The organism is Trinickia sp. LjRoot230 (assembly GCF_964253315.1).
Classification (GTDB): Bacteria; Pseudomonadota; Gammaproteobacteria; order Burkholderiales; family Burkholderiaceae; genus Trinickia.
This window is the reverse complement of record NZ_CAXUQX020000001.1, coordinates 1137380-1162813: the sequence shown is the minus strand read 5'-3', so window position 1 is coordinate 1162813 and position 25434 is coordinate 1137380. Positions and strand designations below refer to the sequence as shown.

Genomic DNA, 25434 nt, shown 5'->3' with positions numbered 1-25434 from the left:
TGAAGCCACCTGGCGGTTTTATCGTTGCCGCTTGCTGCGCAGAAAATCGATTAGCACTCGCAGCTTGAGCGGCATTTGCGCGCGGCTGGACGTATAAAGACAAAAACCGTCGAAAGTCGGGCTCCAATCGTCGAGTACGCGGACGAGCCGGCCATCAGCGAGCTGTTCGCCGACATAGCCCTCGAACACGTGCACCAGTCCCGCGCCCTGCTCCGCTGCGCGCACCATCGTCCGTATGTCGTTCGTCACGAAACCACCCGGCGGATCGACCTCGAAAACGCGCGACGGCTCGGCCGGCGATACGAATTCCCAACGATAAATGCCCCCGCTCGTCGTGAACCGGTAGCGCAGGCAGTCGTGTCGCATGAGGTCGTCGGGCACGGTGGGCGGCGCGTGGCGCGTGAAGTACTCCGGAGAACCCGCCACGGCAATACGCATCTGTCCGGAAAGCGGAATCGCCACCATATCGCGCGCTAGCATTTCCCCAAGCCGGATGCCGGCATCGAAGCCTTCGCCTACGATCTCGCTCAACCCGTCATCGAGCGCCAGTTCGAGCGTGATTTGCGGATACAGCTGTTTGAATTCGCCAAGATGCGGCAAAACGAGCATCTCGTTCGCGATGCGCGGCAAATTGATGCGCAAGATGCCGCTGGGCTGATCGCGCATCTCGTCGAGCACGTCGAACGCCGTCTCGAGCATCGACAATGCGGGCCGCACGCGCTCGAGAAACCGGACTCCCGCCTCGGTGAGCGCCACGCGCCGCGTCGTTCTGTTGAAAAGCCGGATGCCGAGTTGCGCTTCCAGCAGGCGGATCGATTGAGACAACGCAGAGGCCGAAACGCCGGTTTGCGCCGCCGCGCGCGTGAAACTCTGCTGCCGGGCAACGCTCTCGAATGCCATCAGTGTCGGCAGTTGAGCCGGGTCCATGCGCCTCATTTATTAAGCTCTCCTTCACAATCATTTAAGGATAGAGGCATTTTTCCGCACGATCAACGCGCGCACGATACGGCTCATCGACATTTTTCAACCAGCTGTGCATGGGCCCAAGTAAGCGCTAAAGCACTAACTTGGGCCGACAGGAGAAAGGACATGACGATGAACCACTACACCCTGCTCGGCCGTTCTGGCCTGCGTGTTTCGCCGCTTGCGTTGGGCACGATGACGTTCGGCACCGAATGGAACTGGGGCGCTGACGAAGCGACGGCGCGGCGTCTTTTCGATCTGTACGTCGATGCGGGCGGCAACTTCATCGACACGGCCGATCTCTATACCGAAGGCACCAGCGAGCGCTGGCTCGGCAAGTTCGCCGCCGAGCGCGGCCTGCGCGATCGCCTCGTGATCGCCACCAAGTACAGCTACAACGCGCAAGCCGGCAATCCAAACGCGGGCGGCAATCACCGCAAGAATCTGATGCGCGCACTCGACGCGTCACTCAAGCGTCTGGGCACGGACTACATCGATCTCTATTACGTGCATACGTGGGACCGGATGACGCCGGTCGACGAGGTGATGCGCGCAATGGACGACGCCGTGCGCGCGGGCAAAATTCGTTATGTCGGCTTGTCGGATACCCCGGCTTGGTTCGCGGCGCGCGCGCAGACGCTCGCGCAGTGGCGCGGCTTCGAACCGGTCGCGGCCATGCAGCTCGAGTACTCGCTGATCGAGCGTAATGCGGAAAACGAGTTCGCCGACCAGGCCGCGGAGCTCGGCATGGGCCTCGTACCGTGGAGCCCGCTCGGCATGGGCTTGCTGTCCGGCAAATATCGGCCCTCGGAGCTAGCCGGCAGTGACGGCACGGGACACGGCAACGGACGCCTGCAGACGGTGCACGCCGAGAGCGCCGGGCGCATGCCACCGGGATTCGACAAGCTCACCGAACGCAATTTCCACATCGTCGCCGAACTCGAAGCGGTCGCGAAGGAGGCCGGCCGGCCGATGGCGCAGGTTGCGCTGAATTGGCTTCATCACAAACGCGGCGTATCGAGCATCATCGTCGGCGCAACGCAGCCGCAGCAACTGCAAAGCACGCTGGGCTCGCTCGACTTCACGCTGGCGCCCGAGCTCGTTGCGCGGCTCGACGCCGTCTCGCAGCCCGCACGGCCGTTTCCCTATTACATGTTTGCGGACGGCCACCAGGCTCGCATTCATGGCCATGTCGAAGTCGCCAACAAGCCGGCCAGCTATGACGCCCCCATTCGGGTGCCCGCACCAGCGGCTGCCTGACTGACTACCTGACTACATGCGTGCGTTACGAGCTATCGACGTGCGGCGGCCGCGGCTGCGGCCCCGCATGAAGCTTACGCGTGCGGCGGGACACGGAACGGGGCGCGCCCATCAGGCAAGCTGACAAGCATGCTGAAAAGCAGAGGCTCGAAAGCGGGCGGCGCGCGGCGATCGCGGTACGGACATCCTTGATTTCCCTTAATACGCTTTAAAGACGTCGCACATGTGCCGTTATTGCAACAAAGCGTTAAAAAGAGATTCGGCGCTGGCATCAATCCGCATGTGCGTCAGATAATCGTCTTGTATCTGGAGAGAAATCATGGAAGCGAAGCCCACCAAAATTCCGACCCCCGACAAAGTCTCGAGCCCGGATCCGGAACCGGTAGGCGTGGAATTTCTGGCGGCTGAATTGCCAGAGCATGTTCGAGCATTCTTCGACGAACAACGCAATTCGTGCGCATCGGACTAAGCGCGCGGCGCATCCGCGCCACCGGTGGTTGCGAAACGACGCGCGCGTGACATCGCTGCGCGCCGAATGCGCTCGCCTTCACCGGCCGGAACCGGCCGCCCGATAAGCAGCAATCTGGTACGCTCCAGCCGTTGCGCCATCGCCGGTTCATGATCGGCGCGGCATCGTTGCCGGTTTGGCCGGCTTTCCGCACTGCACCAAAACCTCGCCGATGAAACGTCCTCTGAGCGCCGCCGCATTGGGCACGCTTGCGCTTTGCGCAGCCTTCCTTGTCGCCACACCCCGAGCGGTCGCAGACGGCGACGACACACCGCTGATCAATCTCGTCGCACTGGCATCCAAGCGGCTGGCGCTTGCCGTGCCCGTCGCTCAATGGAAATGGGCGAACGGCCGTCCGATTACCGACGCGCCGCGCGAAGCCGCGCTGTTGGCCGACGTCGACAAGCGCGCTCGCGCGGCCGGTGTTGATCCTGCCTTCGCGCGCGCCTTCTTCCAAGATCAGATCGATGCCAGCAAGAGAGTACAGAACGCACTCTTCGAAAAGTGGCGCGCCACCAAACCGCCTGATGGCCCACCGCCCGATCTGGCCACCAGCACCCGACCAGCGTTGGATCAACTGACCCAATCGATGATTGCCGGGCTCGGACGTGTTCAGCCGTTGCGCGATGCATCGGATTGCCCTGTCAGACTGGCCCGAAGCGTTCAAAACTGGAAGTCGATCACGCATTACGATGCGAGCGAGACGCGTGCGCTCGAGACGGCATTGGCACACGTTTGCACGGCCGGCGGGATGGCTGGCGTCGCCTAAGCGGGGGCCGTCAGGCAGGGGCCGCGTTGGCGAACGCGGTAACGGGTGTCACCGAAACAGGCGCGGGCGCAATTTGCACAACCCGCAAGCCCCGCTCCAAACGCGCCTGCAAAATGCGGCACGTGGCGGCTTCGGCGCGCCTCGGCGCGTCGCTGGCTGCCAACTCGCGGGCTTGATCGATCGAGGGTGCCGAACCAAGGTAGCACCATTGGTCCACCACATGGAACGTCGATTCGCGCGCTTCGTCCCCACGTTCCTCGAAGGCGATCGCGCCGCCATACGGCCAGGGGACGCCTGCGCCGCCCGGTGCGCCGCGATCCGAGCGTGGCGCGCGGTTGAACCGCGGCGCCAGGGCGCCGATCCACTGCGCCTCGGCCAACAATGCCCCCACCTCGCCGCCCGTGTCGAGCCATTGCACACGCTGCACCTGCTGGGCGAGACGAATCTCGCGCGCAGACCGTCGCTCGCCGACCAGTTGCGCACGAATGCGCTGCCGCAGCCGAACACTGCGGCCCACATAGAGCGCCGTGCCCGCTTCGTCGTAAAAAGCGTACACGCCGCAGCCCGCGGGCGCACTGTCGAGCAGGTCTTCGGTGATATCGCCGGTAATCCGGTAGCGACGCACCGTTCGCTCGACATGCTCGCGCAGCACCGGGACTGGCCACGTGCCATGCAGCTGCTGCCAGAACTGCCACAGCAAGTCCGCGTCGGCGAGCGCTCGATGTCGCGCCATCGGCGTGAGCGCGTGGCGTTCGATCAGCGCATCGAGACCATGACGCTTTTCGTCGGGACGTAGCGCACGCGACAGGCGGACCGTGCATAACACGTCGGGATGAAACGCGAAGCCAGCCCGCTTGAACTCGCTGCGGAGAAAGCCGCGATCGAAATTAGCGTTATGAGCCGCGAACAGCTTACCGTCGAGCCGCGCGAACAAGTCCGGCGCGATCGCCTCGAACGGGGGGGCATCGCGCACCATGTCGTCCGTAATACCAGTGAGCTGTTGAATAAACGGCGGAATGGACTGCTGCGGATTGACGAGCGTGCTCCAGCGCGAAATACCGCGCGAACTTGCTTCGACGACGCCAATTTCGGTGATCCGGTGATCCGCGAGCGAACCGCCCGTCGTCTCCAAATCGACAAATACGATGGGGGTATCGACTGCCGAATCCGGCAAGGGAAACTCAAACATGAATAAAGGCGCTCGGAGACTTCAACAGACGAAGTATGCACCACCCGAGCGCCAGCTACAGCACGTGGCCGGGCGGTCTGCCGACCGCGCGACCGCACCGACCTAAGTCAGAGAGGGCGAATGTTCGCCGCCTGCTTGCCTTTTGGTCCGGTTTTTACGTCGAACTGAACGCGCTGATTTTCTTTCAGGGATTTAAAGCCTTCGATTTGGATCTCGGAGAAATGCGCAAACAAATCTTCGCCGCCCTGATCGGTCGTAATAAAACCAAAGCCTTTAGCATCGTTGAACCATTTGACGATACCAGTTTCCATAGTACTAATTCCCTCGAGATTTTTAATAGACGGGCAGCGCCCTCCACCGAAACCCCTATGTGGACAACACGCCACAGTCTCTCCGCCCGAAGCGCATCGCCAGGTAAATCCGGCGCTGCTTTTATAAATGTTCCGGCGAGCGGTCGTCAAGGAATTTTTCATTAACTGAACGATGTCGCGATGCTTTGTGCATCAACTGCAAATAAATCGCGTAATCACCGTCAATATTACCTAGTCTCACAATTAAAGAAATCGTTATCAGAAAAATATACCACAGATGCAACAAAGTATTTCTAATGTAAGTGTTTGTCCGGGTTGCGCTTGCCCACTAGAACTCAGATCATCGAGTGGTAGGTAATTGCAGGTGGGGATCGTCATGCGAATAAATGTCTTCAAGCACTTTTTCTCCCGGTTTCTGCGCGCGCCCCACACCGAAAAAGAAACGCGCGCGAGGCCAGAAGCCGGCCCGGCACCCGCACTCAGCTTCGATCCGTTCTGGCACGGCGATCATTGGCAAAATCTGCTGGCCTGCCCGATGGATGCGCGGCACTACGTCGTCGAAGACTGGGCGCCCGTCGGCGAGGAATCGGCAACACCGCGGGCCGATTGGCCGCGCAATGACAAGAAGCATCGCCGATCGCACTGAATTCGCGGCGATGCGCGCGGCCGCATCGCCTGTTGCCAATATTTCCATATCCTCGCGCTAGTCTGCGCGCCCGCCAGCGCTGGTGGCGTATGCCCGCGATCAATCGATTCGCGACGCGCAACTGACTTCGCCTGATTCTCATCAACTTTCCGCCAATTGCGGCGCATCTGTGTGTTACCAAAACACAACAGACGTTAAAGTCGGTGCGACGCCCAGTCCGCGGCGCGTACCGCGAAGGCCTTATGAGATAAGGCTTTACCGGCCATTGTCGCGCCATTGCGTAAGTGCAAATAGTTTATTGCAGGAATCGAAACGCCTTAGTGGGCGGGGAGCTCCTTTACACTCAGCCCGGTTGGGAAACGGAGGGGCCGTGGTGCTGCTAGCCCTTCTCATGCCAGTCCGCCTCTCGCAGAAACTAGGCATGAAGGTTTTCCGAAGCCGCAAATAAAACTTCCTGTTCTGGAGCGATAAAGATGAAAAAGACTCTTCTGGTCGGCGCCCTTACCGGCGTATTTGCAACGATGGCGCACGCGCAAAGCAGCGTCACGCTGTACGGCTTGATCGATGCAGGTATCACTTACACGAACAACCAGGGTGGCCACAGCAACTGGCAAGAAACGAGCGGCAGCGTAAACGGTAGCCGTTGGGGCTTGCGCGGCGCCGAAGACCTCGGCGGCGGTCTGAAAGCGATTTTCACGTTGGAAAACGGCTTTAGCATTAATAACGGCGCGTTGGCCCAGCAAGGCCGCGAATTCGGCCGCCAAGCCTATGTCGGCCTGTCGAGTGACCAGTTCGGTACGGTAACCCTTGGCCGTCAATATGACGACGTCGTCCAATATCTCGGGCCGCTTTCGTTGACGGGCACGCAATATGGCGGCACGTATTTCGCTCACCCGTTCGACAACGATAACCTCGACAATTCGTTCCGCGTCAACAATTCGGTGCATTATCAGAGCGCCAACTACGGCGGCTTCAAACTCGGCGCCATGTACGGCTTCTCGAACGCGGCCGGCGGCTTCGCGAACAACCGCGCCTACAGCGTGGGGGCATCGTATAACTTCGCTGGCTTTAACGTCGCTGCAGCCTACATGCAGTTGAACAACGGCCTCAGCTCGAATGCGACTACCGCTTTGGGCACGAACACGGGCGGCGCGGTGACGGATTCGCCGTTCACGTCGGGGCGCCAGCGCATCTGGGGCGGCGGCCTGAACTATACGTTCGGCCCGGCAACGGCTGGCTTCGTGTTCACGCAATCGCGCGTCAGCGGCGCTACCAGCATCACCAATGCGGCTGTCAGCGGCGGCAACCTTGGCTTCGCAACCCCGACTTCGCTGCGTTTCAATAACTTTGAAGTCAATGGCCGCTATGCACTGACGCCGGCCCTGAGCCTGGCTGGTGAATACACATACACGGACGGCAAGGTCGGCAGCGCGAAGCCGAAGTGGCACACGGCCGGGCTGCAAGCCGACTACCTGCTCTCCAAGCGTACCGATGTCTACCTGCAAGGCGAATATCAGCACGTCAGCGCCGATGGTACGGGCCTGACGGCGTTCGTCAACGGGCTGCGCCCGTCGTCGACGGCCAACCAGGTTGCCGTTACGGCCGGCCTGCGTCACCGCTTCTAATATGCGTTGAAACAGCAGTATCACGCTCTGAAGGCGCCGCTTGCGGCGCCTTTTTTTATTCCATCTAAAGCTCGAAGTCGATCAGCCTTCGGCCTGCGGATAGTGCACGTCGAGCACGTCGATCTGCTCGGCACCAGCGGGCGTGTGAAGCGTCACCGTATCGCCGATGCGCGCCTTGAGCAGCGCGCGAGCGATCGGTGAAATCCAGCTCACGTGTCCGTGCTCGAGGTCGACTTCGTCGACTCCGACAATCGTGATCACATGCGTCTCGCCGTTGGTGCTGGCATATTCCACCGTTGCTCCAAAAAACACCTGATCGGTATTTTCCTGCTTGCTGCTGTCGACCACTTCGGCCAGATCGAGCCGTTTCGTCAGAAAGCGGATGCGCCGGTCGATCTCACGCAAGCGGCGCTTTCCGTAGATGTAATCGCCGTTCTCCGAGCGGTCACCATTCGATGCAGCCCACGAAACGAGCTTCACGACCTCCGGCCGGTCCTCATCGATCAGATGCAGCAACTCATCGCGCAGGCGTTTGTGGCCTGCGGGGGTAATGTAATTCTTCGTACCGGCGGGAACGTCCGGCTGAGAGATTTCGAGGTCGTCGTCGGCATCGTCGGACGACTCTTTGACAAAGGCTTTGTTCATGATGCGACCGCAATATCCATTCGGTTAATGCTCCAGCGTACACGATCCGCTGCACCGTCAAAAGCGTTGCGAATACGCCGTCGCGCCGCGGCCTAAACGCACGCTGCAATCCTTGAAGTGCTTACGCCGTCCGACCTCTTCCCTTTTTCGACCGTCGTGCTATACTTTCGCTTCTGCGTGCGGCTGTAGCTCAGTTGGATAGAGTACTTGGCTACGAACCAAGGGGTCGTGGGTTCGAATCCTGCCAGCCGCACCATCTTTTCAAGAGCCTTCTTCGCGGAAGGCTTTTTGTTTCACCGGGTTTTGCTGAACCATCCGTTTCGCGTGCGGCTGTAGCTCAGTTGGATAGAGTACTTGGCTACGAACCAAGGGGTCGTGGGTTCGAATCCTGCCAGCCGCACCACTCATGAAGGGCCTTCCGTTCGTTCGGAAGGCCCTTTGTCTTTGAGCCAACCTACCTACCCCCGCAGCATTCGATTCAGTAATCGGCACGCTCGCGTTCGATACGCATACCGCCGTCATGGCGGTGATGTCCCTCTTCGCTTGGCCGCTCGCGCGAGATGCGCATCACATCGGGGTTCGTGCGCACGCGGCGCATGACGTTGGCAAGGTGCACCCGATCGCTCACTTGAATCACGAAGCGCAGAACGGTGGACTCCTGCGACAAATCTTCGTCCATTGCGATGTGGACGATATTCGCATCGGCCGACGTGATGTCCGCCGCCACGCGCGCAAAAACACCCTTCGTGTTTTTGACGAGGACCTTGATCGCGACGTCGAAAAGCCGGCCCGGCTGAGGCGCCCATGCCACGTCGATCCAACGGCCCGGGTCGCGCCGATGAATGCGCTGAGCCACACGGCAGTCGGTCGTATGAATCGCCATCCCGAGACCAATGCCGATATAGCCCATGATGTCGTCGCCAGGAATGGGCCTGCAGCAGGCCGACAACTGAACGGACATGCCCTCGGTGCCGGTAATGACAACTGGCGGCGCATGGGCGCCCGCATGCTCGGCACGCGGATGATCGTCATCCGTTTCGCGGCCAGTGACGAGCACCTCGATACGCTTGGCCATCACTGCTGCCACGCGCCGGCCCAGACCGATGTCCGCGAAAATCTCCTGCCGGTTTTTGTTGCCCGTCCATTGCACGAGCTTGTCCCAAATCTCGGGGTCGATTTCGGACAGCACGAGACCATACCCTTTCAGGCTCTGATCGACGAGCCGCTCGCCGAGCTGAACCGATTCGTTCAGCCGCATCGTCTTCAAGTAATGGCGAATGGCCGAACGCGCCTTGCCGGTTCGCACGAAGCCGAGCCAGGCCGGGTTCGGCTTCGAATACGGCGCCGTAATCACTTCGACGATATCGCCGCTTTTCAACTCGGTGCGCAGCGGGAGCAACTCATTGTTGATCTTGACGGCCACGCATTGATTGCCCAAATCGCTATGGATCGAATAGGCGAAATCGAGCGCGGTGGCACCGCGCGGCAATGCCATGATTTTCGATTTCGGCGTGAAGACATAGACCGCATCGGGGAACAAGTCGATTTTGACGTGTTCGAGAAATTCGCTTGAATCACCGGCTTCGCTTTGGATATCCAGCAGCGACTTGAGCCATTGATGGGCGCGCTTTTGCACATCGTTGAGATCGGCGCCGCCGTTCTTGTAGAGCCAGTGCGCCGCAACGCCCGCTTCGGCGATCTCATGCATTTTGCGCGTGCGAACCTGGAATTCGATCGGCGCGCCGAACGGGCCGACGAGCGTCGTATGCAGTGATTGATAGCCGTTGACCTTCGGTATCGCGATGTAGTCCTTGAACTTGCCGGGCACCGGTTTGTATAGCGCATGCAGTGCACCGATGCAGGTATAGCACTCGAGGGCACTGCTCACGACAACGCGAAAGCCATAGACATCGAGCACTTGCGAAAACGACAACTGCTTGTCGCGCATCTTCTTGTAGATGCTGAAGATGGTTTTCTCGCGGCCCGTTACTTCGGCGTCGATATGCGCGTCGGCAATAGCGCGCTGCACCGATTCCAGGATTTTACCGACCACCTCTCGCCGATTGCCACGCGCGGCCTTGACCGCTTTTTCAAGCGTCGCATACCGGTTCGGATTGAAATTCGCAAAACTTAGATCCTGCAGTTCGCGATAGGTGTTGTTCAACCCGAGCCGGTGAGCAATCGGCGCGTAGATATCGAGCGTCTCGCGCGCGACCCGGCGACGCTTTTCCGGCGGAACCGCACCGAGCGTGCGCATGTTGTGAAGCCGATCGGCGAGCTTGACGAGAATCACTCGCACATCGCGCGCCATCGCGAGCAGCATCTTGCGGAAGTTCTCGGCTTGCGCTTCTTCGCGGTTGCGGAACTCCATCTTGTCGAGTTTCGACAAGCCGTCGACGAGTTCCGCCACCTTCGCGCCAAAGCGCTCGGCCAACTCCGTCTTCGTGACGCCCTGGTCTTCCATCACGTCGTGCAACAGCGCGGCCATGATCGACTGGGCGTCGAGCTTCCAGCCTGCGCAGGTTTCCGCGACAGCAACCGGGTGCGTGATATAGGGTTCGCCGCTTTGGCGATACTGACCGAGGTGGGCTTCGTCGCCGAAGTGGAACGCTGCCTTGACCTCTTTGATCTCTTCCGGACTCAGGTAGCCCGCGAGCATCGAAGTCAGCTTCGCAATCGAAACGACGTCGTGCTTGCGCGGCTGCTCGGGCGTGGCCGTCGGCCCGAAAAGATGGCGAAACGATTGTTCGAGAACCGCGTCGATGTACTTGCGCGCAGCCCCCGGCGCGTCGGACTCGTGTTCGAGATGGGCGGCCTCAGCGGCAACGGAGGCAGACGATGGGATATTGCTCATATTCGCCTCCGCGTCGGTTGCTGAACAGGTTATGCGCGCTTGGCTCGACACGACTGCTCAAAGACGCGGCGCCACGAGCGGACGCCGCGCTTCATGTACGCGATGCTCAGACAGGCACCTTCTTCAGCATCTCGAGACCGACCAAGCCCACTGCGATCTCGCGCAATGCGACCACCGTGGGTTTGTCACGGCTCTCGATCTTCGGCGTGTGACCTTGAGCCAGTTGGCGAGCGCGATAGGTGGCAGCGAGCGCCAACTCGAATCGATTCGGGATTTGCTTGAGGCAGTCTTCTACAGTGATGCGGGCCATGTTCTGAAATTCCTTCTGTATATGTTGCTCATTCTACCTTATGTGCGCAACTGCCCGTCATCACTCGGCTGCCGGCAGATGAATGCCGAGTTCGACGAAAAGCGCGCTGTGGCGCGCGTATTGCGACGCGAAGCGCAATCGCGTCGCATGGACGATGCATTGCAGCGCGGCCAGTGCCTGATCGAAGTGCTCGTTGATGATGACGTACTCCGCTTCCGAGGCATGCGCCATCTCGCCGCCGGCCGCCAGCAGCCGCCGCGTGATGACGTTCGGCTCATCCTGACCGCGCTTTTTGAGGCGGACTTCGAGTGCCTCGAGCGACGGCGGCAAGACGAATATCTCCACCGCGTTGCGGAACCGCTTTTTCACTTGCTGCGCACCTTGCCAGTCGATCTCGAGCAGCACATCGTGTCCCCGCTTCATCTGCTCTTCAATCCACACACGCGAGGTCGCATAGTAGTTGCCGTGCACCTCGGCGCTCTCGAGGAATTCGCCGCTCGCGTGGCGCGAGAGGAAGTCGTCGATCGTGGTGAAGTGATAGTGCTGGCCGTCGAGTTCGCCTGGACGCGGCTTGCGCGTCGTGTACGAAATCGACAGACGGATACCCGCATCCTGAGCGAGCAGCGCGTTCACGAGCGTCGATTTGCCCGCACCGGAAGGCGCGACCACCATGAACAGGTTCCCGGGATAAACGCCGGCATACGGGTTGCGGTGCGCCGTGCCCGGTGCAGGGTTGGCGCGGCTGTCGGACGTAGAGTCAGTCATCGGTGCCTCACTCGAGGTTCTGGACCTGTTCACGCATCTGCTCGATCAAGAGCTTGAGCGTCATCGAAGCATCGGCAAGCTCTTTCGCTGCCGCCTTCGAGCCCAGCGTATTCGCCTCGCGGTTCAGTTCCTGCATCATGAAATCGAGCCGCTTGCCGACCTTGCCACCCTTTTCGATGACGTGACGCGTCTCGTTCAAATGCGCCGCGAGCCGCGAGAGCTCTTCGGCGATATCGATGCGAATGCCGTACATCGTCACTTCCTGACGAATGCGCTCGGCGATCTCTTCGCGCGAAACGATCGTCGCCGCCGTATCGGGCGCGGCGATGCCCAGCGCGTCTTGCAATCGTTCGACAATTCTTTGCTGGTGCTTCGCAATCAACTCCGGGACGAGCGGCGCGATGCGATGCAGGATCGATTCCATCTCCGTCACGTTGCCAAGCAACATGGTGGCCAGTTGCGCACCCTCGCGGGCACGCACGTCGATCAACTCGGCAACCGCTTGCTTGCCGCACTGAAGCACGGCGTCGCGCAGCAAATCGGCCGACGCTCCGCTTTCGGCCAACACGCCGGGCCAGCGCAGAATTTCGCCGGTGCGCATACGCTCGACGTCGGGAAACGCATCGAGCACCGCGCGCTCCAACTGCGCGAGTTGGGCCAATACTTCGGCGTTGAGCGCGCCCACGCTCGGCGCCTGCTCGCCGCGCTGCAAGTTGATGCGGATGTCCACCTTGCCGCGCGAAAGTTTGTTCATCAGCATTTCCCGCAGCGTGGGCTCGCACACGCGAACCTCCTCGGGCATGCGGAAGTTCAGATCCAGAAAACGCGAATTCACGGTGCGCAATTCGACCGATACGCTCATGCTCGCCGCAACGCCTGGCGTTGCAATCTCGCGCGTGGCGCTCGCGTAGCCTGTCATGCTGTAGATCATCGTCCGTCTCGCGATTGAGGCCGTCACCGGCCGGTTGTTCGAAGCGCCACTGCAGTGCAGCACAAGCGCAGGGGGAAAAGGGCATTATCCCATTTTTGCGCCCAAGGTCCTCTGGCTGCTGCATAGCGCCGGTATAGAGGATGATGCGTCGCCGGGACTGTAAAATCACGGTTTCCCCTCTTTCTCCCACACCTGACCATGCCCGATATCGTCCAACGTCCGAGCGGACGCCGCGCCAACGCCTTGCGCGATGTCAGTATCACGCGCCACTACACAAAGCATGCGGAAGGCTCCGTACTCGTCACATTCGGCGATACCCAAGTCATTTGCACCGCGAGCGTGCTCGAGCGAGTGCCCGAATTCCTGCGCGATCGTGGCCAGGGCTGGCTCACCGCCGAGTACGGCATGCTGCCGCGCGCCACCCACACACGCAGCGATCGCGAAGCGGCGCGTGGCAAGCAAACGGGCCGCACGCAGGAAATTCAACGCCTGATCGGACGCGCGTTGCGCTCGGTATTCGATCTCGAGCAGTTCGGGCCGCGCACGCTGCATATCGATTGCGATGTGATCCAAGCCGACGGCGGCACCCGTACCGCGAGCATTACGGGCGCCTTCGTCGCTGCGCATGACGCCGTCTCGAAGCTGCTCGCCGCCGGGCGCCTTGAAAAATCGCCGATTCTCGATTACGTCGCAGCCATTTCGGTCGGCATTTATCAGGGTATGCCCGTACTCGATCTCGACTACGACGAAGACTCCCGTTGCGACACCGACATGAATGTCGTGATGACGGGCGACGGCGGATTCGTCGAGGTGCAGGGAACAGCCGAGGGTTCGCCGTTTTCGCGCAGCGAGATGAACGCGCTGCTCGATCTTGCCGGAAGCGGCATTGCACAGTTGATCGAGAAGCAAAAAGCCGCGCTGGAGATCACGCGTGACTGAGCGAGCGAGCGAAAGCGGCCACGCGCTCGGGCGCGTCGTCGTGGCGTCGAATAACGCGGGCAAGCTGCGCGAGTTGGCGGCGTTACTCGGCGCGGCTGGCGTCGAACTCGTCGCGCAAGGCGAGCTTGGCGTACCCGAAGCCGCGGAGCCGCACGCCACGTTCGTCGAAAATGCGCTGGCGAAGGCGCGCCACGCCGCGAAGCTGACAGGCCTACCCGCGCTCGCGGACGATTCCGGCCTGTGCGTGCATGCGCTCGGTGGTGCGCCCGGTGTTCATTCGGCTCGTTTCGCAAGCCATGTGGGCTCCGAAAAAAGCGATGCAGCAAATAACGCGCTTCTCGTTGCTCAACTGCGGGATAAGGTTGATCGGCGCGCATACTACTATTGCGTGCTCGTGTTGATGCGACACGCGGAAGACCCGGAACCGTTGATTGCCGAAGGGCGCTGGCACGGCGAAATCATCGATACGCCGCAGGGCGAAAACGGCTTCGGCTACGACCCGCATTTTTACGTGCCGACGCTGGGCGCAAGCGCCGCCGAGCTTGCCTCGACGGTTAAAAACGCACATAGCCATCGCGCGCTTGCGCTGCGTGCACTGGTTGCCCGCCTCGAGGAACGGCAATGACAAACGCCTCACGTGACGATGGTGCTCATGCCGATGTCGTTCAGGCGTTTCTCGCCCCCGGCAAACTGAGCCTGAGTTCGTTGCCGCCGCTCGCGCTTTACGTGCACTTCCCCTGGTGCGTGCGCAAATGCCCGTACTGCGACTTCAATTCACATGAATGGAAAGGCGAACGGTTTCCCGAGGATGCTTACCTCGACGCGCTGCGCGCCGACCTCGAGCAAGCGCTGCCGCTCGTATGGGGAAGGCAAGTGCATACCGTCTTTATCGGCGGCGGCACACCGAGCCTCCTCTCGGCACACGGGCTTGACCGGCTGCTTTCCGACGTGCGGACGCTGCTGCCGCTCGACGCCGATGCCGAGATCACAATGGAAGCGAACCCCGGCACGTTCGAGGCCGACAAGTTCGCGCAGTTTCGCGCAAGCGGCGTGAATCGGTTGTCGGTGGGCATCCAGAGTTTCAACGCGGGCCATCTGAAAGCACTCGGCCGCATTCATGATGATGCCGACGCCGAGCGGGCAGTCGAAATCGCCGCGCGGCATTTCGATAACTTCAACCTCGACCTGATGTTCGCGCTGCCGCAGCAAACGCTCGAAGAATGTCGCGCTGACTTGGAGATGGCGCTATCGTTCGCGCCGCCGCATTTGTCGCTCTATCATCTGACGCTCGAGCCCAATACGCTGTTCGCCAAGTATCCGCCCGTCGTGCCCGACGACGATACCTCCGCGGATATGCAAGAGTGGTTGCACGAGCGCATGGCAAGCGCCGGCTACGAGCGTTATGAAGTCTCCGCGTATGCCAAGCCGCATCGCCAGTGCAAACACAATCTGAACTACTGGCGCTTCGGTGATTATCTCGGCATTGGCGCGGGAGCGCATTCGAAACTTTCGTTCGCACACCGAATCATTCGACAAGCACGCCACAAACATCCGGCGACATTCATCGAACAAGCGCGGACGGGCTCGCCCGTGCAGGAAGAACATGAGGTGGGTCCGCATGACTTGCCGTTCGAGTTCATGTTGAACGCGTTGCGGCTAACCGAGGGTTTCCCTGTGCACCGGTTCGTCGAGCGCACGGGGCTCGCAATGACGTCGATCGAGCCAGCGCTGCAAGAAGCCGAACGACGCGGGCTGATCACACGCGACTACGAGCGCATCGCGCCGACGCCGCTCGGGCAACGGTTTCTGAACGACTTGCAGGCGCTGTTCCTGAACGATCGCGCAGCGTAACGGCCGGCATTCAATTTGCTGCGCAGTGATCTGATACGACCGATCGAATCGCGATGAATGCACAACGACGCCGGCCTGTGCCCGGCACTGCCGGCGCGCCTCCCGAAACCGATCCCGATCAGCAGCCCGACTCCCTCGAGGATTGCCGCCGCTGCGCGCTCTGGCACGATGCCACGCAAGGCGTACCCGGCGAGGGGGCAAAGCATGCGCCCATCATGATGGTGGGAGAGCAGCCCGGCGATAGCGAGGATCGAGCAGGCAAACCATTCGTCGGACCGGCGGGACAGTTGCTCGACAATGCAATGCGCGAGGCCGGCGTCGCGCGAGATGACGTCTTCATTACGAATGCAGTCAAGCATTTCAAGTGGGAGTTGCGTGGCAAGCGCCGCTTACACAAGACACCGGCACAGCGTGAGATCGAAGCGTGCCGATATTGGCTGGATCAGGAATTGGAGAATGTCGGGCCGCGCGTGGTGATCGCGCTCGGCAGCACGGCGTTGAAGACGCTGCTGCAAGATCCGCACGTCCGGCTGCAGGATTACTTCGGCACAGTAACGGACCACGGCGGACGGCTTGTGCTGGCCACTTGGCATCCGTCGTATGCATTGCGCTCGCCGGACCCCGAGACGCGGCACAAGGCGTTTTCCGATATCGTCGAGACACTTGGGAAAGCGTCGGCGCTTGTTCGTGGCAAGCGTTCGGGGGGTGCGTAGTCGAATGCGGCCCGACGCATCGCTCCCGTTTCGAGTTACAATCGCTCCCCTCGGAGGGCTGGCAGAGCGGTTGAATGCACCGGTCTTGAAAACCGGCAAGGCTTTACGGCCTTCGTGGGTTCGAATCCCACGCCCTCCGCCAGCTTGGTCTGTAAGGCGCTGATTTTAAGGCGTTTTTGCTGGTAGAACATGCAGTACCCACGTTCGTACCCATGTGGCGAAACGCGATGCAGAAAAGTAAAAAAGCCCTGTCCATTGCCGTGGATAGGGCTTTTTCCATTAGGAGCGTGGGCAGGCGTGTCTTGTGCGACCGCCGCTGCCCTCCAGCAAACGAAGGCCACCCAAAAAGCGGCCCTCCAGAGCATCGCGTATCTATCGATTCGTGCGGCGAGCGGCTCGCCATAGAGAAGGACTCGCGCAGACAATCGCAAAAGCAATGACAAAGCTGGCGACCAGCAAGACACCGACCACTACGTCTTCATGGCCTTCAACTCCTACCGCACCGAACACGTGAAACAGCGGGCTGAGGACCGCATAACCGCGCTCGCTGTATAGCCACCCTGGAACTGCATCGATCTGCGTCATGATCAGAAACACCGGCACTGTCAGCACAATGGCGGCGAAGCCGCTTAATAGCCGTTTCATTGCACCTCCACGGTTCCATAGTATTTGATGGTCGTGCCGGGAACGGTCTTCGTATCCTGAGACAGCAGGAATTGGCGCAACTTATCGAATTGACTCTTCGATGCCAAAGTTATGCAGCCCTCGCTAATGCCAAAGCGGCCGTTAGGATGCAGCCGAAAATTGCCACGCTTAACGCCGTTGACAAACGTGTAGTCGTCGACAACGGAGTCATTGCGATACAACGCAAACCACTCATCGTGATGAACGTGCGACGCACGGTCCTTAAGCCAGTCTCTCAGCCACCCCATTCGCCCGCCGCTTTCACGGTTCACGATGTAGTACGTTCCTTTCGGTAACGGGCCAGTTTCTGCTACCGCAGTGGCGGCCGGGTTATCGACGTAAGCTGGCTTCCCGGAAAACGCGGGCAAAGTGCCCACGCCGGGGCAGAAGAGCATTGACATCGGTTGATTGTTGAGCACGAAAAAACACTTGACTGGCACGGCGTTGGCCCTCTTATTTGTTTGATTAAGCCGCATTATAGAGGGCGGTGTTGGTATTCCACGTTCAACGGTCATTAGTAGGCTACAAGCAGTGTAACGGAGCGGATCGACAGTCGGCTTGTAGACGCCCCGCCGAAGAGCCGTCGTGGGCAGTACGGCAGTGTTGCATGCGGTCGATGCATCCGGGAAGCGGACTCGGCGCGCAGCAGTAGCGATGGAAATAAGCAAAAAGCGCATCATTGAGGGCATCAATGCCAATTGATCCATACGTATTAGCAGAGGCGCGTGCACTCGTTGCTAAGGAACATCTGATCTATTGACGTTTTGAACGTTGACGTTCATGCCAGCAATTTTCTGCGAGCTTCGATGATCGATTTTTCCGGCCATCACGCTACCAATCGAGGCCATATCGGCCCCGAGCGCCGATTTTCCGAGGCAGCGGACGGATTTTTCCCATCAAGCCATCAGCTTTCGCCTCGCTAGATAAAGATTCGTCAGGCCGATCAGCGAGAACACCTGCGCCGCGTTCTTCGCCAGCCCTTTGTAGCGCACCTTCGCGTAGCCAAATTGCCGCTTGATCACCCGAAACACGTGCTCGACCCGGGCCCGGATCGAGGACATCCGGTGATTGAAGCGCTTGTTTGCGCTCGTCAGCGGATACGGCTTGCTGCCCTTGAGCGCAACACCCCAGAACACACCGGCTTCACGCGCCAGACGCTTGAACGCGTTGTTCACGTAGCCCTTGTCGCCGAACACCGCCCGATCGCTCTCTCGCAGCAGCACCGGCAACTCGCTCACGTCCGCCGTGTTGGCCGGCGTCACCGATACCGTATGCACCAGGCCGCTATCGACGTCCGCCCCAACGTGGATCTTCATGCCAAAGAACCACTGGTTCCCCTTCTTCGTCTGATGCATCTCCGGGTCGCGCTGCTTGCCCTCGTTCTTCGTCGACGGCGGCGCATGGATGATCGTCGCGTCTACCATCGTGCCGCCCTTGAGCAGCATGCCCCGTGCTTCCAGCGTCTCGTTGATGACGTTCATCATCTTCGAGGTCAACCCGTGCTGCTCCAGCAGATGTCGGAACTTGAGGATCGTCGTCTCATCGGGCAGCGCATCGTCCGACAGTTCAAGCTGCGCGAACCGGCGCATCGATTCGATCTCGTAGAGCGCGTCTTCCATCGCCGGGTCCGACAACGCGTACCACTGCTGCATGAAGTAAATCCGCAGCATCGTGGCCAACGGCATCGGCGGTCGGCCACGCCGGCCCGACTTCGGATAGTGCGGCTCGATCACCGCCAGCAACGCCGTCCACGGCACCACCGCTTCCATTTCCGTCAGGAAACGCTCCCGGCGCGTCTGCTTCTTCTTTCCATCAAACGCCAGCGAGGCGAACGTCGTTTGTTTCATGGCTCGGAGGCAAGTGGCAACGGATCAATCTTAACGGCTCGAATAGATCAGATGCTCCCTAAGGCCGGCATGTCAGACTTTGTTCCTTCCGGCGCAGCGCCCGCGAGCACCGGTGGACAGCAGGTGGCGATTGCGTTGATTGACCCGGTGGCGCGGAGTCCTGGCACCCCGAATTTCGACAAGCCCGACCCCGATAGGCCTGGGGTTGTGCGCAGCGCCAGCATCCTGGCTGCACTGCGCGCCGGCACACCGCTGCCGCCATTACTGCTGTTTCAGCGCGAGGGCGAGCAACGCTACGAACTGCGCGAGGGCTTCCACCGTCTGCACCTCTGCGCTACATTGGGATACACCCATGTGCCGGCCGTCGTGACGGATTGGAAGCCTGGCGAGTACTAGGCTGTCAATTGCTCGATGCCAGCGGCACGCATTGCCGCTGCGGCGAGCGCCAACGCATCGCCGCGCTGTCGCTCGCGGTCTGCTTCGGTGATGACGGGGCCGAGCACACGGGAAACAACCGCATCCCATGTGTCGGCATCGCCTGACTTCTGCGTAATCTCGCGGCCGGGAGTGCCGCGAATCGAAAACTTCGGGATCATCGCGCATCCATCGCAAGTTCGCTGGCGCGATGTGCCAAGTCATCGCGGCCAGCGCGGATGAAAGCCGTAGTGACTGCCAGTAACGCGCGCTCGGCTTCACTTTCGTGGGGCGCGCGCAGGAATTGCATGGCGCGTTTCGCGGACAGCATCACTTCATTCATCGGTGTCTGCATCGTCGTCAGTCTCGTCTGTCAGTTCAGGTTCGGTTTGGGCCGCAGTCTTTAGCGCGAGCGTCAGCTCGTCCTTCAATTTCGCTTTGAATTCTGTTTCCTGGGTGCATCCGAGCAATTGAAGGACAGCACGCTGCGGAACCTGCATGATCTTCTGCCGGATGATCGCGTACTTGGCCGATTGCACGCGCTCGAACTCGCTTATAAGGGCGACCTCGCCGCGCTCTTTCGAAAGCGCCAGTTCTGCGCGCGTCGCTTCGGCTGACAGCTTTCGCGTGCGCTCGCGTACCAGGGCCGAACCGCTGCCGGCCGCTTCCTCCAGCAATGCCTGGATCGAAGCCCCGAGCGCGTATTGATTACGCTCTACGCGTTCCAGCAAGCCGCTTTCAGCCAACTGGCGGATGCGGCGCGGCGAAACGTTCACAAGCGCGGCCAGCTGCGCGTCGGTCACAAGAGTGTCGGGTGTCGTCATGCCGCAGGTGTCCAATCTCGGAAATAATCGAACGCGGGGCGACGCCATGCCTTCGCAGAATCGCGGATCATTGCCGCTACCGCGCGGTTTTTAGCCGCCTGACGCGTGTCATTCGCGATTGCGTCCGCCGTGTTGACAGCCGCCACCATCAGGTCGAAGAGGTTGTTCTGGTCTATACCGCCGCTCATCGCTTTCCTCGCGCTTGATCCATCCACGGGCCGTCAGGATTGATTCGTCGAGCGCCAGGCTGCGCGGGATGGCGACGCTTGCCGCCGCGATACTTGCGCTTGCCGTCAGGCTTGCGCGGCACAGATGCCGGCGCTGGCAGCGGGGCAGCTTCGGACGTTTGCGCAGGCTCGGCGCGACGGCGAAACAGTTTCATCAGCAAGGCCTTCATGCTGCCTCCCTGCGTTGCGCGTCTGCCAACGCGATGGCGGCGCATTCGAGCACGGTCGCCGTCCGGCGCAGATCGTTGACGGCGTGCCCAACTACAGGCGCGTTGATGTTTGCAGCGCCGACTAGCAGCGTGCGATAGCGCGCCAGCAGCGCGGATGCATCGCCAACTTGGTCGGCGGCTTCGGTGAGTGTCGTACGTGTGCTCATGTTCGTGTGTGTTTGTGTCGAGGGGCAGACTATTGCCGGCCGTCTGCCAGGGCGAAGGGGTGGCCCGTTTTACGGAACAGGTGGGCCAAGCCTGCCCGCGCATTTCCCATGACCGGCTGCGCGGCGCCGGGGTAATCAGTGCGCCGTTTTCGGCTGCTCCAGCGCTCGCCGCAGCAGTGCCGTGGCGGTCTGGTTGAAACTCAGTTCTGCGCCGACGCGCTGCGACATGGCGCGCTGCTCGGCTTCGATTTGCTCGCGCACGTCGCGCGGAATCGTCAGGCTGATGCGTTGATGTTCATTCACGGTCAGAACTCCCATGACTTCCAGTCGCGCCAAGCATGGCGTTGCGTGCGCGTCGCGCTGGCGGTGCGTTTAAACTCAGTGACGCGGCTCGCCAGCAGCTTTAGAGCGCGGCCCGTCTGCGCTTCGTTCAACGCTGGGAATGATTGCCGCAGCCAGTCGCGCGCACCGTCGAACGAATAGCGGAACGTGCCGCGTGCGGTCATCACCAACACGCGCGGGTTTCCTTCGTCATCTGCACCGCGATCCACGACGGTTGCGGCGGCGATCACGGTTGCGGCTTCGGCTGGCAGTTCGTCGCTAGCAGGCGCTGCGGTGGGCTTTCGCCCGCCCACCAGGATGCGAAGGCGCGCGAGCATTACGCGTTCACTGTAAAGAAATCGCCGGCCGGGTTCGGCACGACAGCCTGCGCGTTCGCGAATACGATCAGTTCTGTATCGCCATTCGCGTTCAGGCGCTTGACGTGCACGGACAGTTCGGGGCGCAACGCGATGGCCGCACGGTTGAATAGGCCCACCACGGTTTTGTCGGTCGCTGCGGTTAATTCAGCGAACACGCCGCCAGTGCGGAACGAACCATCGCCTGCGATTCCCGCGCCGGTTCCGGATGTACCGACCAGGGCGCGCAGTTCGTCGTATTTCGCATGACGCGCGGCAGTTGCGCCGAAGGTGAAGGCGGCCGGCGTGGCTGCCAGGATTGCGTTCAGCAGCAGTTGGTCGGCAAGTTCGCCCAGGCCGCGCAGGATTGCAATCATGAAAGCGTCGTACAACTGGTCGCCGCCGATTGCGCGGTGGTCTGCACGCGTGATCTTCGCGCGGAGTGCCTGGTGCGGCGTGGCGCCCCAGCCGAACGACGCATCGTGGATCGGCATCGCGGAAAGCGTCGCATCGGCGCCATCCGCCACGGTGGCGAAGGGTGCCGGGTCCACGCCGCGCACCAGGGCGTCGTCGTGATAGAAAACCGGCTGTGTGCCGAAGCTCGGCGCCGGCTTCGGATGCGCGATGATGAGGCGCGCGCCAGCCATCACAACGCGGCTGTTCGCCTCGATCACGCTGCGCGGGTCCAGGTCGGTCGTCTCGCCGGACGGAACCATGTTCAGCCCATACACACCGTCCGATGCGCCAGCCAGCGACAGGGCGCGATCCAGGCGCATGCCGCTGCTGCCTACGGCGTCAATCGGAATGCGCTTCGGTTCTTCGATGCCGGGGGTGAAGTGTTCGTGGAAACCCATCGCGCGCTTTGCCGCGTCGGCGGCTTGGGCGACAGGGTTCGTTTGCGGCTTGTAGTCGTTCAGGTCGGGCATGTGTTAGCTCGTTTGATGAAATTCGCTTTGGCATCGCGCTGCATTCCATCTTGCTGACTACGCATCGCGACGTTTGGGTGTGATTTTGATGCGCATCCGCACGCTGTTCCTTTTGCGGGTTATTCATGGCGCCCCGAAAGCCGCTTCTGCGCTGGCTTTGCGCCTCTTTGCGCCCGTCAGTTCGTCACGCTGCGAAAATGGGCAATGTGGAATGCGATTTCTGTTTCCTCGCAGATGTCGAATATCGCGCGGCCACTGTCCCCGCCCCCCTGCCGCCTCCCGAAGGACCCGTGACGGGGGGGCTACCCCAGCCCCTGCGCCTCCAGCGACGCCAGGTCGCCATCCCACGTTTGCGCCGCGCTCACACCACGCCAGCAAACCTCACGCGTGCTTCGTCGGTCAGGGTGAAGCGTCCGCATCGATCACGTATCACCAGCCCCGCACGCGTCATTCTCGCCAGCCGTCGTATGAGCGTGGCGCGTGGAATGCCGATGTAATCCGCCAGCTTGAATGCGGTCATGGGTTTTGCCTCCAGGTCACCGATGGCTACGGCTGCCAATAGCAGCGTGTCCGCTGTATTGGACGCGACCCGCTTCTGTCGCAGCAGCATCCAGGACAGCTGGCGCATGGTTTCGATGGCGTGATGTAGACGGGTGCGTTTAGGCATCTGCGGCGGTTTCGGTTCCGGCAGGTTTCGTGTTTTCTATAAGGCTTCTCCAAAATCACTATTCACAGATGTGAATACGCTTGGTTTCTGGTCTAACTGAAAAGCTGAAACCTGCTGAAACCGAAACCGCTTCGGGCACGAAAAAAAGCCGCTTCGATGGGCGGCAGTTTGGGCGGCAGTTCTGATGGGTTGGTTGGGCGTCAGAACGGGTGATTTTCCTTGCCACCATCACTGGTGGCCACTGCTAGAACATCCATTGCAGATGGCGCGTCGTCGTATCCGCGAGCGCGGACAGCCTCCGTTGCGGTCTCTACCGGTGTGGCTCCAATCCATCGATTGGCATTGCGAAGAATCCAGCACCGCCACGACTTGCCGCGAACTTTGACCATACGCCCTTCGCCGTACTGGATCGTAAGCGGTCGATGATCGACGCCCTGTTTCTGCGAGGCTAGACCGGCGACGATTGTGTCCACTTGAACGAGGAGGTGGACGCAATGACAGAGCCCAGCAATGATCTGAAGTCACGCCTGGTGACAGGCTTTGAGCGCGACGGACGGCGCCGGCGTTTTGACCCGAAGGCTAAGCTTGAATTGGTTCAGGCATGCATGCAACCGGGGTGTCGGTCGCGAGGATGGCGCTGGACCACGCGGTGAACGCCAATCTGCTACGCAGTGGATCAGTGACTACGAGCGCGAGCGCAGCGGTGCTGCGGCGCTCCAGACGATAGGGAGGCAAGCGCCAACGTTCGTGCCCGTGGTTCAGATCGGCGACATGGAAGCTTCAGTAACTGACGTTCGTGGGCGACCGACTCGCATGGGCAATGCGCAATCGTGCGATAGCCTATCGCCGCCATCGCAGCTCGTTGCGCAGTTGCCCAATGGTGTGACGCTCAAGCTCGACTGTAACGAGCACGAGTGTGCGCTAATGTCGACGATGATCGAGACGCTAATGCGCTGTCATGTTCCGGCTCGATGCTGATCTGAATGTATACGTGCATCGCGAGGCGGTGGACTTCCGCAAGAACATCACTGGCTTGACGGCGTTGGTCGAACAAGCGCTGGGGCTCGACCCGTTTGCCCGAGCGGTGTACGTATTCCGTAATAAGCGCGCCGATCGGATCAAGCTGCTGCTCGCTGGCTGCGCATCGCCTGCGGTCTTTCGCGATCCGAAGACTGGGCAGGTGGCTCAATGCAACGCTTCGACACCAGGCATTTTTCCGATCATCGCCCAACACGAGATTGACGATTGCTCAGCGGCCTACTCGCGGATGGGTTGGCAAAAACAATAGCCGCAAGGCCTTGCCATCGCTCAGGAGCGGGGTGCCCCCGGTTAGTGCAACAATCCCGGCTTATGTTCGATTTAGCCGCCGCCGCTCGCGCCTGAATCCGCGCACACGACGACGCGGTTCTTTCCGTCGTGTTTGGCCCGGTACAACGCGAGGTCCGCAGCCTCGATCAGCGACGTCATCGCGACTTCGTGAACCGGCACGGTGGCCGCCCCGCCGATACTGATCGTCACGTACCGACACGCCGACGAGTTCGCATGCGGCAACTGGAGCGCCTCAACTTCGCGGCGAATGATCTCCGCCAGCAGCCGTACGCCGCCGATAGACGTCCGTGGCAGCACAACCGCGAATTCTTCTCCGCCAAAACGCGCGGCGAGGTCTCCAGGCCGGCCGACGCACCCTTCCAGCGTCGACGCAATCCGTTTGAGCACTTCGTCGCCCGCGACATGGCCATACGTGTCGTTATACAACTTGAAATTGTCGACATCGATCATCAGCATCGACAATTCGACCTGTTCTCGGGCGCCGCGTCGCCATTCGGCGGCCAGATACTCGTCGAAATAGCGCCGGTTCGACAGTCCCGTCAAGCCATCGGAGTGAGAGAGACGTCTCAGTTCAAGATTGGCCACGAGCAGCTGCTGCTGCGACTGTCTCAGCGCCCGGTATGCGTCGTCCCGCTGCAGCAGATTGACATACGAGCGCGAGTGATAGCGAAGGCGGGCGACCAGTTCGATACGGTTCGGTAGTTTGACGAGGTAATCGTTCGCGCCCGCTGCGAAAGCGGCGCTCTTGATGGCCGGTTCTTCCTTGGTCGACAACACGATGATGGGTACATCACGCGTCGCCGAATTCGCGCGGTACGCCTTGACGAGCGTCAGCCCGTCGATGCCAGGCATCACGAGGTCCTGCAGGATGACCGTCGGCAGGGTGTAAATCGCCGCTTTCATCGCCTCGTCGGCGTGGGCGCAGTAGTGGAAATTGATGCCGTCTTCGTCTGCGAGCGCCAAGCGCACCGCCTCCGCGACGATCGCCTGGTCGTCGACCAGCAGCACCATGACCGGTACATTGGCGGCCGGCGGCGTCTCCAGCGCCACGCGTGCCGCGTCGAGTGCAGCATCGGCGCCATCCGCCGCGGGCCGGGCGGGTGCCTCCTGGTCTGGCGACCCGATTTGATCGTTTTGCATATTGATACCTCTGCCGGAAATGCTCGCCATGTGCGTTACGTTGT

The 25434-nt window shown here is 60.9% G+C and carries 33 protein-coding genes and 3 tRNA genes; 14 read left to right on the top strand and 22 right to left on the bottom strand.

Going from position 1 to position 25434, the window contains the following annotated elements:
* Window positions 1–18: 18 nt before the first annotated feature.
* A complete protein-coding gene (locus ACSQ20_RS05505) occupies window positions 19–936 on the bottom strand; it encodes a LysR family transcriptional regulator (RefSeq protein WP_436018167.1) in 918 nt (305 codons plus the stop codon).
* 159 nt (window positions 937–1095) lie between these two features.
* On the opposite strand from ACSQ20_RS05505, the gene ACSQ20_RS05500 reads away from it, so the two are divergent.
* The 3 genes from ACSQ20_RS05500 to ACSQ20_RS05490 all read left to right on the top strand — a co-directional run bounded on the left by ACSQ20_RS05500 (window position 1096) and on the right by ACSQ20_RS05490 (window position 3500).
* Window positions 1096–2223 (top strand): aldo/keto reductase, encoded by a 1128-nt coding sequence (locus ACSQ20_RS05500; protein ID WP_436018166.1) that lies wholly within the window; start codon window positions 1096–1098, stop codon window positions 2221–2223.
* Between the two features lie 319 nt (window positions 2224–2542).
* Window positions 2543–2692, top strand: coding sequence for a hypothetical protein (locus tag ACSQ20_RS05495; protein WP_436018165.1), 150 nt, complete (start codon window positions 2543–2545; stop codon window positions 2690–2692).
* 211 nt (window positions 2693–2903) lie between these two features.
* Complete coding sequence (locus tag ACSQ20_RS05490) at window positions 2904–3500, top strand: chorismate mutase (protein WP_436018164.1); 597 nt, start codon at window positions 2904–2906, stop codon at window positions 3498–3500.
* 10 nt (window positions 3501–3510) lie between these two features.
* Here the strand turns inward: ACSQ20_RS05490 and ACSQ20_RS05485 are convergent, their stop codons facing one another.
* Window positions 3511–4689, bottom strand: coding sequence for an exonuclease domain-containing protein (locus tag ACSQ20_RS05485; RefSeq protein ID WP_436018163.1), 1179 nt, complete (start codon window positions 4687–4689; stop codon window positions 3511–3513).
* Between the two features lie 107 nt (window positions 4690–4796).
* Entirely contained in the window at window positions 4797–5000 is a 204-nt protein-coding gene (locus tag ACSQ20_RS05480; RefSeq protein ID WP_436018162.1) for a cold-shock protein, read from the bottom strand.
* Window positions 5001–5376: 376 nt separating this feature from the next.
* Here ACSQ20_RS05480 and ACSQ20_RS05475 point away from each other — a divergent pair, with 376 nt between their 5' ends.
* Both ACSQ20_RS05475 and ACSQ20_RS05470 read left to right on the top strand, forming a co-directional pair.
* Window positions 5377–5646 (top strand): hypothetical protein, encoded by a 270-nt coding sequence (locus ACSQ20_RS05475; RefSeq protein ID WP_436018161.1) that lies wholly within the window; start codon window positions 5377–5379, stop codon window positions 5644–5646.
* 473 nt (window positions 5647–6119) lie between these two features.
* Window positions 6120–7271 carry a porin gene (locus ACSQ20_RS05470; protein ID WP_436018160.1) on the top strand — a complete coding sequence of 384 codons (1152 nt, stop codon included), beginning with the start codon at window positions 6120–6122 and terminating at the stop codon, window positions 7269–7271.
* A gap of 81 nt (window positions 7272–7352) precedes the next feature.
* On the opposite strand, the gene greB is transcribed toward ACSQ20_RS05470, so the two are convergent.
* The gene (greB, locus tag ACSQ20_RS05465) at window positions 7353–7916 is read right to left on the bottom strand and encodes a transcription elongation factor GreB (protein WP_436018159.1); all 564 of its coding nucleotides are present in this window, start codon (window positions 7914–7916) and stop codon (window positions 7353–7355) included.
* A 179-nt stretch (window positions 7917–8095) separates the two neighbouring features.
* On the opposite strand from greB, the gene ACSQ20_RS05460 reads away from it, so the two are divergent.
* A tRNA-Arg gene (locus ACSQ20_RS05460) sits at window positions 8096–8172 on the top strand.
* A 70-nt stretch (window positions 8173–8242) separates the two neighbouring features.
* Window positions 8243–8319: transfer RNA gene (locus ACSQ20_RS05455), tRNA-Arg, on the top strand.
* 75 nt (window positions 8320–8394) lie between these two features.
* Here ACSQ20_RS05455 and ACSQ20_RS05450 read toward each other — a convergent pair.
* The 4 genes from ACSQ20_RS05450 to ACSQ20_RS05435 form a co-directional block, all read right to left on the bottom strand.
* On the bottom strand, window positions 8395–10770 hold the full coding sequence (locus tag ACSQ20_RS05450; protein ID WP_436018158.1) for a RelA/SpoT family protein: 2376 nt from the start codon (window positions 10768–10770) through the stop codon (window positions 8395–8397).
* A 106-nt stretch (window positions 10771–10876) separates the two neighbouring features.
* Window positions 10877–11080 (bottom strand): DNA-directed RNA polymerase subunit omega, encoded by a 204-nt coding sequence (gene rpoZ / locus ACSQ20_RS05445; RefSeq protein ID WP_436018157.1) that lies wholly within the window; start codon window positions 11078–11080, stop codon window positions 10877–10879.
* A gap of 60 nt (window positions 11081–11140) precedes the next feature.
* Window positions 11141–11845, bottom strand: a complete 705-nt coding sequence (gmk, locus tag ACSQ20_RS05440) for a guanylate kinase (RefSeq protein ID WP_436018156.1) — start codon at window positions 11843–11845, stop codon at window positions 11141–11143.
* 7 nt (window positions 11846–11852) lie between these two features.
* Window positions 11853–12776 carry a YicC/YloC family endoribonuclease gene (locus ACSQ20_RS05435; RefSeq protein ID WP_436018155.1) on the bottom strand — a complete coding sequence of 308 codons (924 nt, stop codon included), beginning with the start codon at window positions 12774–12776 and terminating at the stop codon, window positions 11853–11855.
* A 198-nt stretch (window positions 12777–12974) separates the two neighbouring features.
* Here ACSQ20_RS05435 and rph point away from each other — a divergent pair, with 198 nt between their 5' ends.
* The 5 genes from rph (at window position 12975) to ACSQ20_RS05410 (ending at window position 16421) form a co-directional block, all read left to right on the top strand.
* Complete coding sequence (rph, locus tag ACSQ20_RS05430; protein ID WP_436018154.1) at window positions 12975–13715, top strand: ribonuclease PH; 741 nt, start codon at window positions 12975–12977, stop codon at window positions 13713–13715.
* The gene (rdgB, locus tag ACSQ20_RS05425) at window positions 13708–14340 is read left to right on the top strand and encodes an RdgB/HAM1 family non-canonical purine NTP pyrophosphatase (RefSeq protein ID WP_436018153.1); all 633 of its coding nucleotides are present in this window, start codon (window positions 13708–13710) and stop codon (window positions 14338–14340) included. Before rph ends, rdgB begins: the two co-directional genes overlap by 8 nt.
* Window positions 14337–15566: a radical SAM family heme chaperone HemW gene (gene hemW / locus ACSQ20_RS05420; protein WP_436018152.1), complete on the top strand. Its 1230-nt coding sequence runs from the start codon at window positions 14337–14339 to the stop codon at window positions 15564–15566. The genes rdgB and hemW overlap by 4 nt, the downstream gene beginning before the upstream one ends.
* Window positions 15567–15619: 53 nt before the next feature.
* On the top strand, window positions 15620–16279 hold the full coding sequence (locus ACSQ20_RS05415) for a UdgX family uracil-DNA binding protein (protein ID WP_436018151.1): 660 nt from the start codon (window positions 15620–15622) through the stop codon (window positions 16277–16279).
* 52 nt (window positions 16280–16331) lie between these two features.
* A tRNA-Ser gene (locus ACSQ20_RS05410) sits at window positions 16332–16421 on the top strand.
* 230 nt (window positions 16422–16651) lie between these two features.
* Here the strand turns inward: ACSQ20_RS05410 and ACSQ20_RS05405 are convergent.
* The 3 genes from ACSQ20_RS05405 to ACSQ20_RS05395 all read right to left on the bottom strand — a co-directional run bounded on the left by ACSQ20_RS05405 (window position 16652) and on the right by ACSQ20_RS05395 (window position 18810).
* Window positions 16652–16924, bottom strand: coding sequence for a hypothetical protein (locus ACSQ20_RS05405; protein ID WP_436018150.1), 273 nt, complete (start codon window positions 16922–16924; stop codon window positions 16652–16654).
* Window positions 16921–17403 (bottom strand): DUF2778 domain-containing protein, encoded by a 483-nt coding sequence (locus tag ACSQ20_RS05400; RefSeq protein ID WP_436022927.1) that lies wholly within the window; start codon window positions 17401–17403, stop codon window positions 16921–16923. Before ACSQ20_RS05400 ends, ACSQ20_RS05405 begins: the two co-directional genes overlap by 4 nt.
* Before the next feature lie 456 nt (window positions 17404–17859).
* Complete coding sequence (locus tag ACSQ20_RS05395; protein WP_436018149.1) at window positions 17860–18810, bottom strand: IS5 family transposase; 951 nt, start codon at window positions 18808–18810, stop codon at window positions 17860–17862.
* Window positions 18811–18879: 69 nt separating this feature from the next.
* On the opposite strand from ACSQ20_RS05395, the gene ACSQ20_RS05390 reads away from it, so the two are divergent.
* Complete coding sequence (locus ACSQ20_RS05390; RefSeq protein ID WP_436018148.1) at window positions 18880–19206, top strand: hypothetical protein; 327 nt, start codon at window positions 18880–18882, stop codon at window positions 19204–19206.
* Here the strand turns inward: ACSQ20_RS05390 and ACSQ20_RS05385 are convergent.
* The 10 genes from ACSQ20_RS05385 to ACSQ20_RS05340 all read right to left on the bottom strand — a co-directional run bounded on the left by ACSQ20_RS05385 (window position 19203) and on the right by ACSQ20_RS05340 (window position 22921).
* A complete protein-coding gene (locus tag ACSQ20_RS05385; RefSeq protein WP_436018147.1) occupies window positions 19203–19406 on the bottom strand; it encodes a hypothetical protein in 204 nt (67 codons plus the stop codon). The two genes, ACSQ20_RS05390 and ACSQ20_RS05385, sit on opposite strands and share 4 nt — an antisense overlap.
* The gene (locus ACSQ20_RS05380) at window positions 19403–19567 is read right to left on the bottom strand and encodes a hypothetical protein (RefSeq protein WP_436018146.1); all 165 of its coding nucleotides are present in this window, start codon (window positions 19565–19567) and stop codon (window positions 19403–19405) included. Before ACSQ20_RS05380 ends, ACSQ20_RS05385 begins: the two co-directional genes overlap by 4 nt.
* Window positions 19560–20048: a type IV toxin-antitoxin system AbiEi family antitoxin domain-containing protein gene (locus ACSQ20_RS05375; protein ID WP_436018145.1), complete on the bottom strand. Its 489-nt coding sequence runs from the start codon at window positions 20046–20048 to the stop codon at window positions 19560–19562. Before ACSQ20_RS05375 ends, ACSQ20_RS05380 begins: the two co-directional genes overlap by 8 nt.
* Window positions 20045–20236: a hypothetical protein gene (locus ACSQ20_RS05370; RefSeq protein ID WP_436018144.1), complete on the bottom strand. Its 192-nt coding sequence runs from the start codon at window positions 20234–20236 to the stop codon at window positions 20045–20047. Before ACSQ20_RS05370 ends, ACSQ20_RS05375 begins: the two co-directional genes overlap by 4 nt.
* Entirely contained in the window at window positions 20233–20445 is a 213-nt protein-coding gene (locus ACSQ20_RS05365) for a hypothetical protein (protein WP_436018143.1), read from the bottom strand. The genes ACSQ20_RS05370 and ACSQ20_RS05365 overlap by 4 nt, the downstream gene beginning before the upstream one ends.
* Complete coding sequence (locus tag ACSQ20_RS05360; protein ID WP_436018142.1) at window positions 20442–20651, bottom strand: hypothetical protein; 210 nt, start codon at window positions 20649–20651, stop codon at window positions 20442–20444. The genes ACSQ20_RS05365 and ACSQ20_RS05360 overlap by 4 nt, the downstream gene beginning before the upstream one ends.
* Before the next feature lie 135 nt (window positions 20652–20786).
* The gene (locus tag ACSQ20_RS05355; protein ID WP_436018141.1) at window positions 20787–20954 is read right to left on the bottom strand and encodes a hypothetical protein; all 168 of its coding nucleotides are present in this window, start codon (window positions 20952–20954) and stop codon (window positions 20787–20789) included.
* Window positions 20955–20956: 2 nt separating this feature from the next.
* The gene (locus tag ACSQ20_RS05350) at window positions 20957–21310 is read right to left on the bottom strand and encodes a hypothetical protein (protein WP_436018140.1); all 354 of its coding nucleotides are present in this window, start codon (window positions 21308–21310) and stop codon (window positions 20957–20959) included.
* Window positions 21310–22254: a hypothetical protein gene (locus ACSQ20_RS05345; RefSeq protein WP_436018139.1), complete on the bottom strand. Its 945-nt coding sequence runs from the start codon at window positions 22252–22254 to the stop codon at window positions 21310–21312. The genes ACSQ20_RS05350 and ACSQ20_RS05345 overlap by 1 nt, the downstream gene beginning before the upstream one ends.
* 361 nt (window positions 22255–22615) lie before the next feature.
* Entirely contained in the window at window positions 22616–22921 is a 306-nt protein-coding gene (locus tag ACSQ20_RS05340) for a helix-turn-helix domain-containing protein (RefSeq protein ID WP_436018137.1), read from the bottom strand.
* A 958-nt stretch (window positions 22922–23879) separates the two neighbouring features.
* On the opposite strand from ACSQ20_RS05340, the gene tnpB reads away from it, so the two are divergent.
* Window positions 23880–24209, top strand: coding sequence for an IS66 family insertion sequence element accessory protein TnpB (gene tnpB / locus ACSQ20_RS05335; RefSeq protein ID WP_436018135.1), 330 nt, complete (start codon window positions 23880–23882; stop codon window positions 24207–24209).
* A 71-nt stretch (window positions 24210–24280) separates the two neighbouring features.
* Here tnpB and ACSQ20_RS05330 read toward each other — a convergent pair whose 3' ends face one another.
* On the bottom strand, window positions 24281–25390 hold the full coding sequence (locus ACSQ20_RS05330) for a diguanylate cyclase domain-containing protein (protein ID WP_436018133.1): 1110 nt from the start codon (window positions 25388–25390) through the stop codon (window positions 24281–24283).
* Window positions 25391–25434 lie beyond the last annotated feature (44 nt).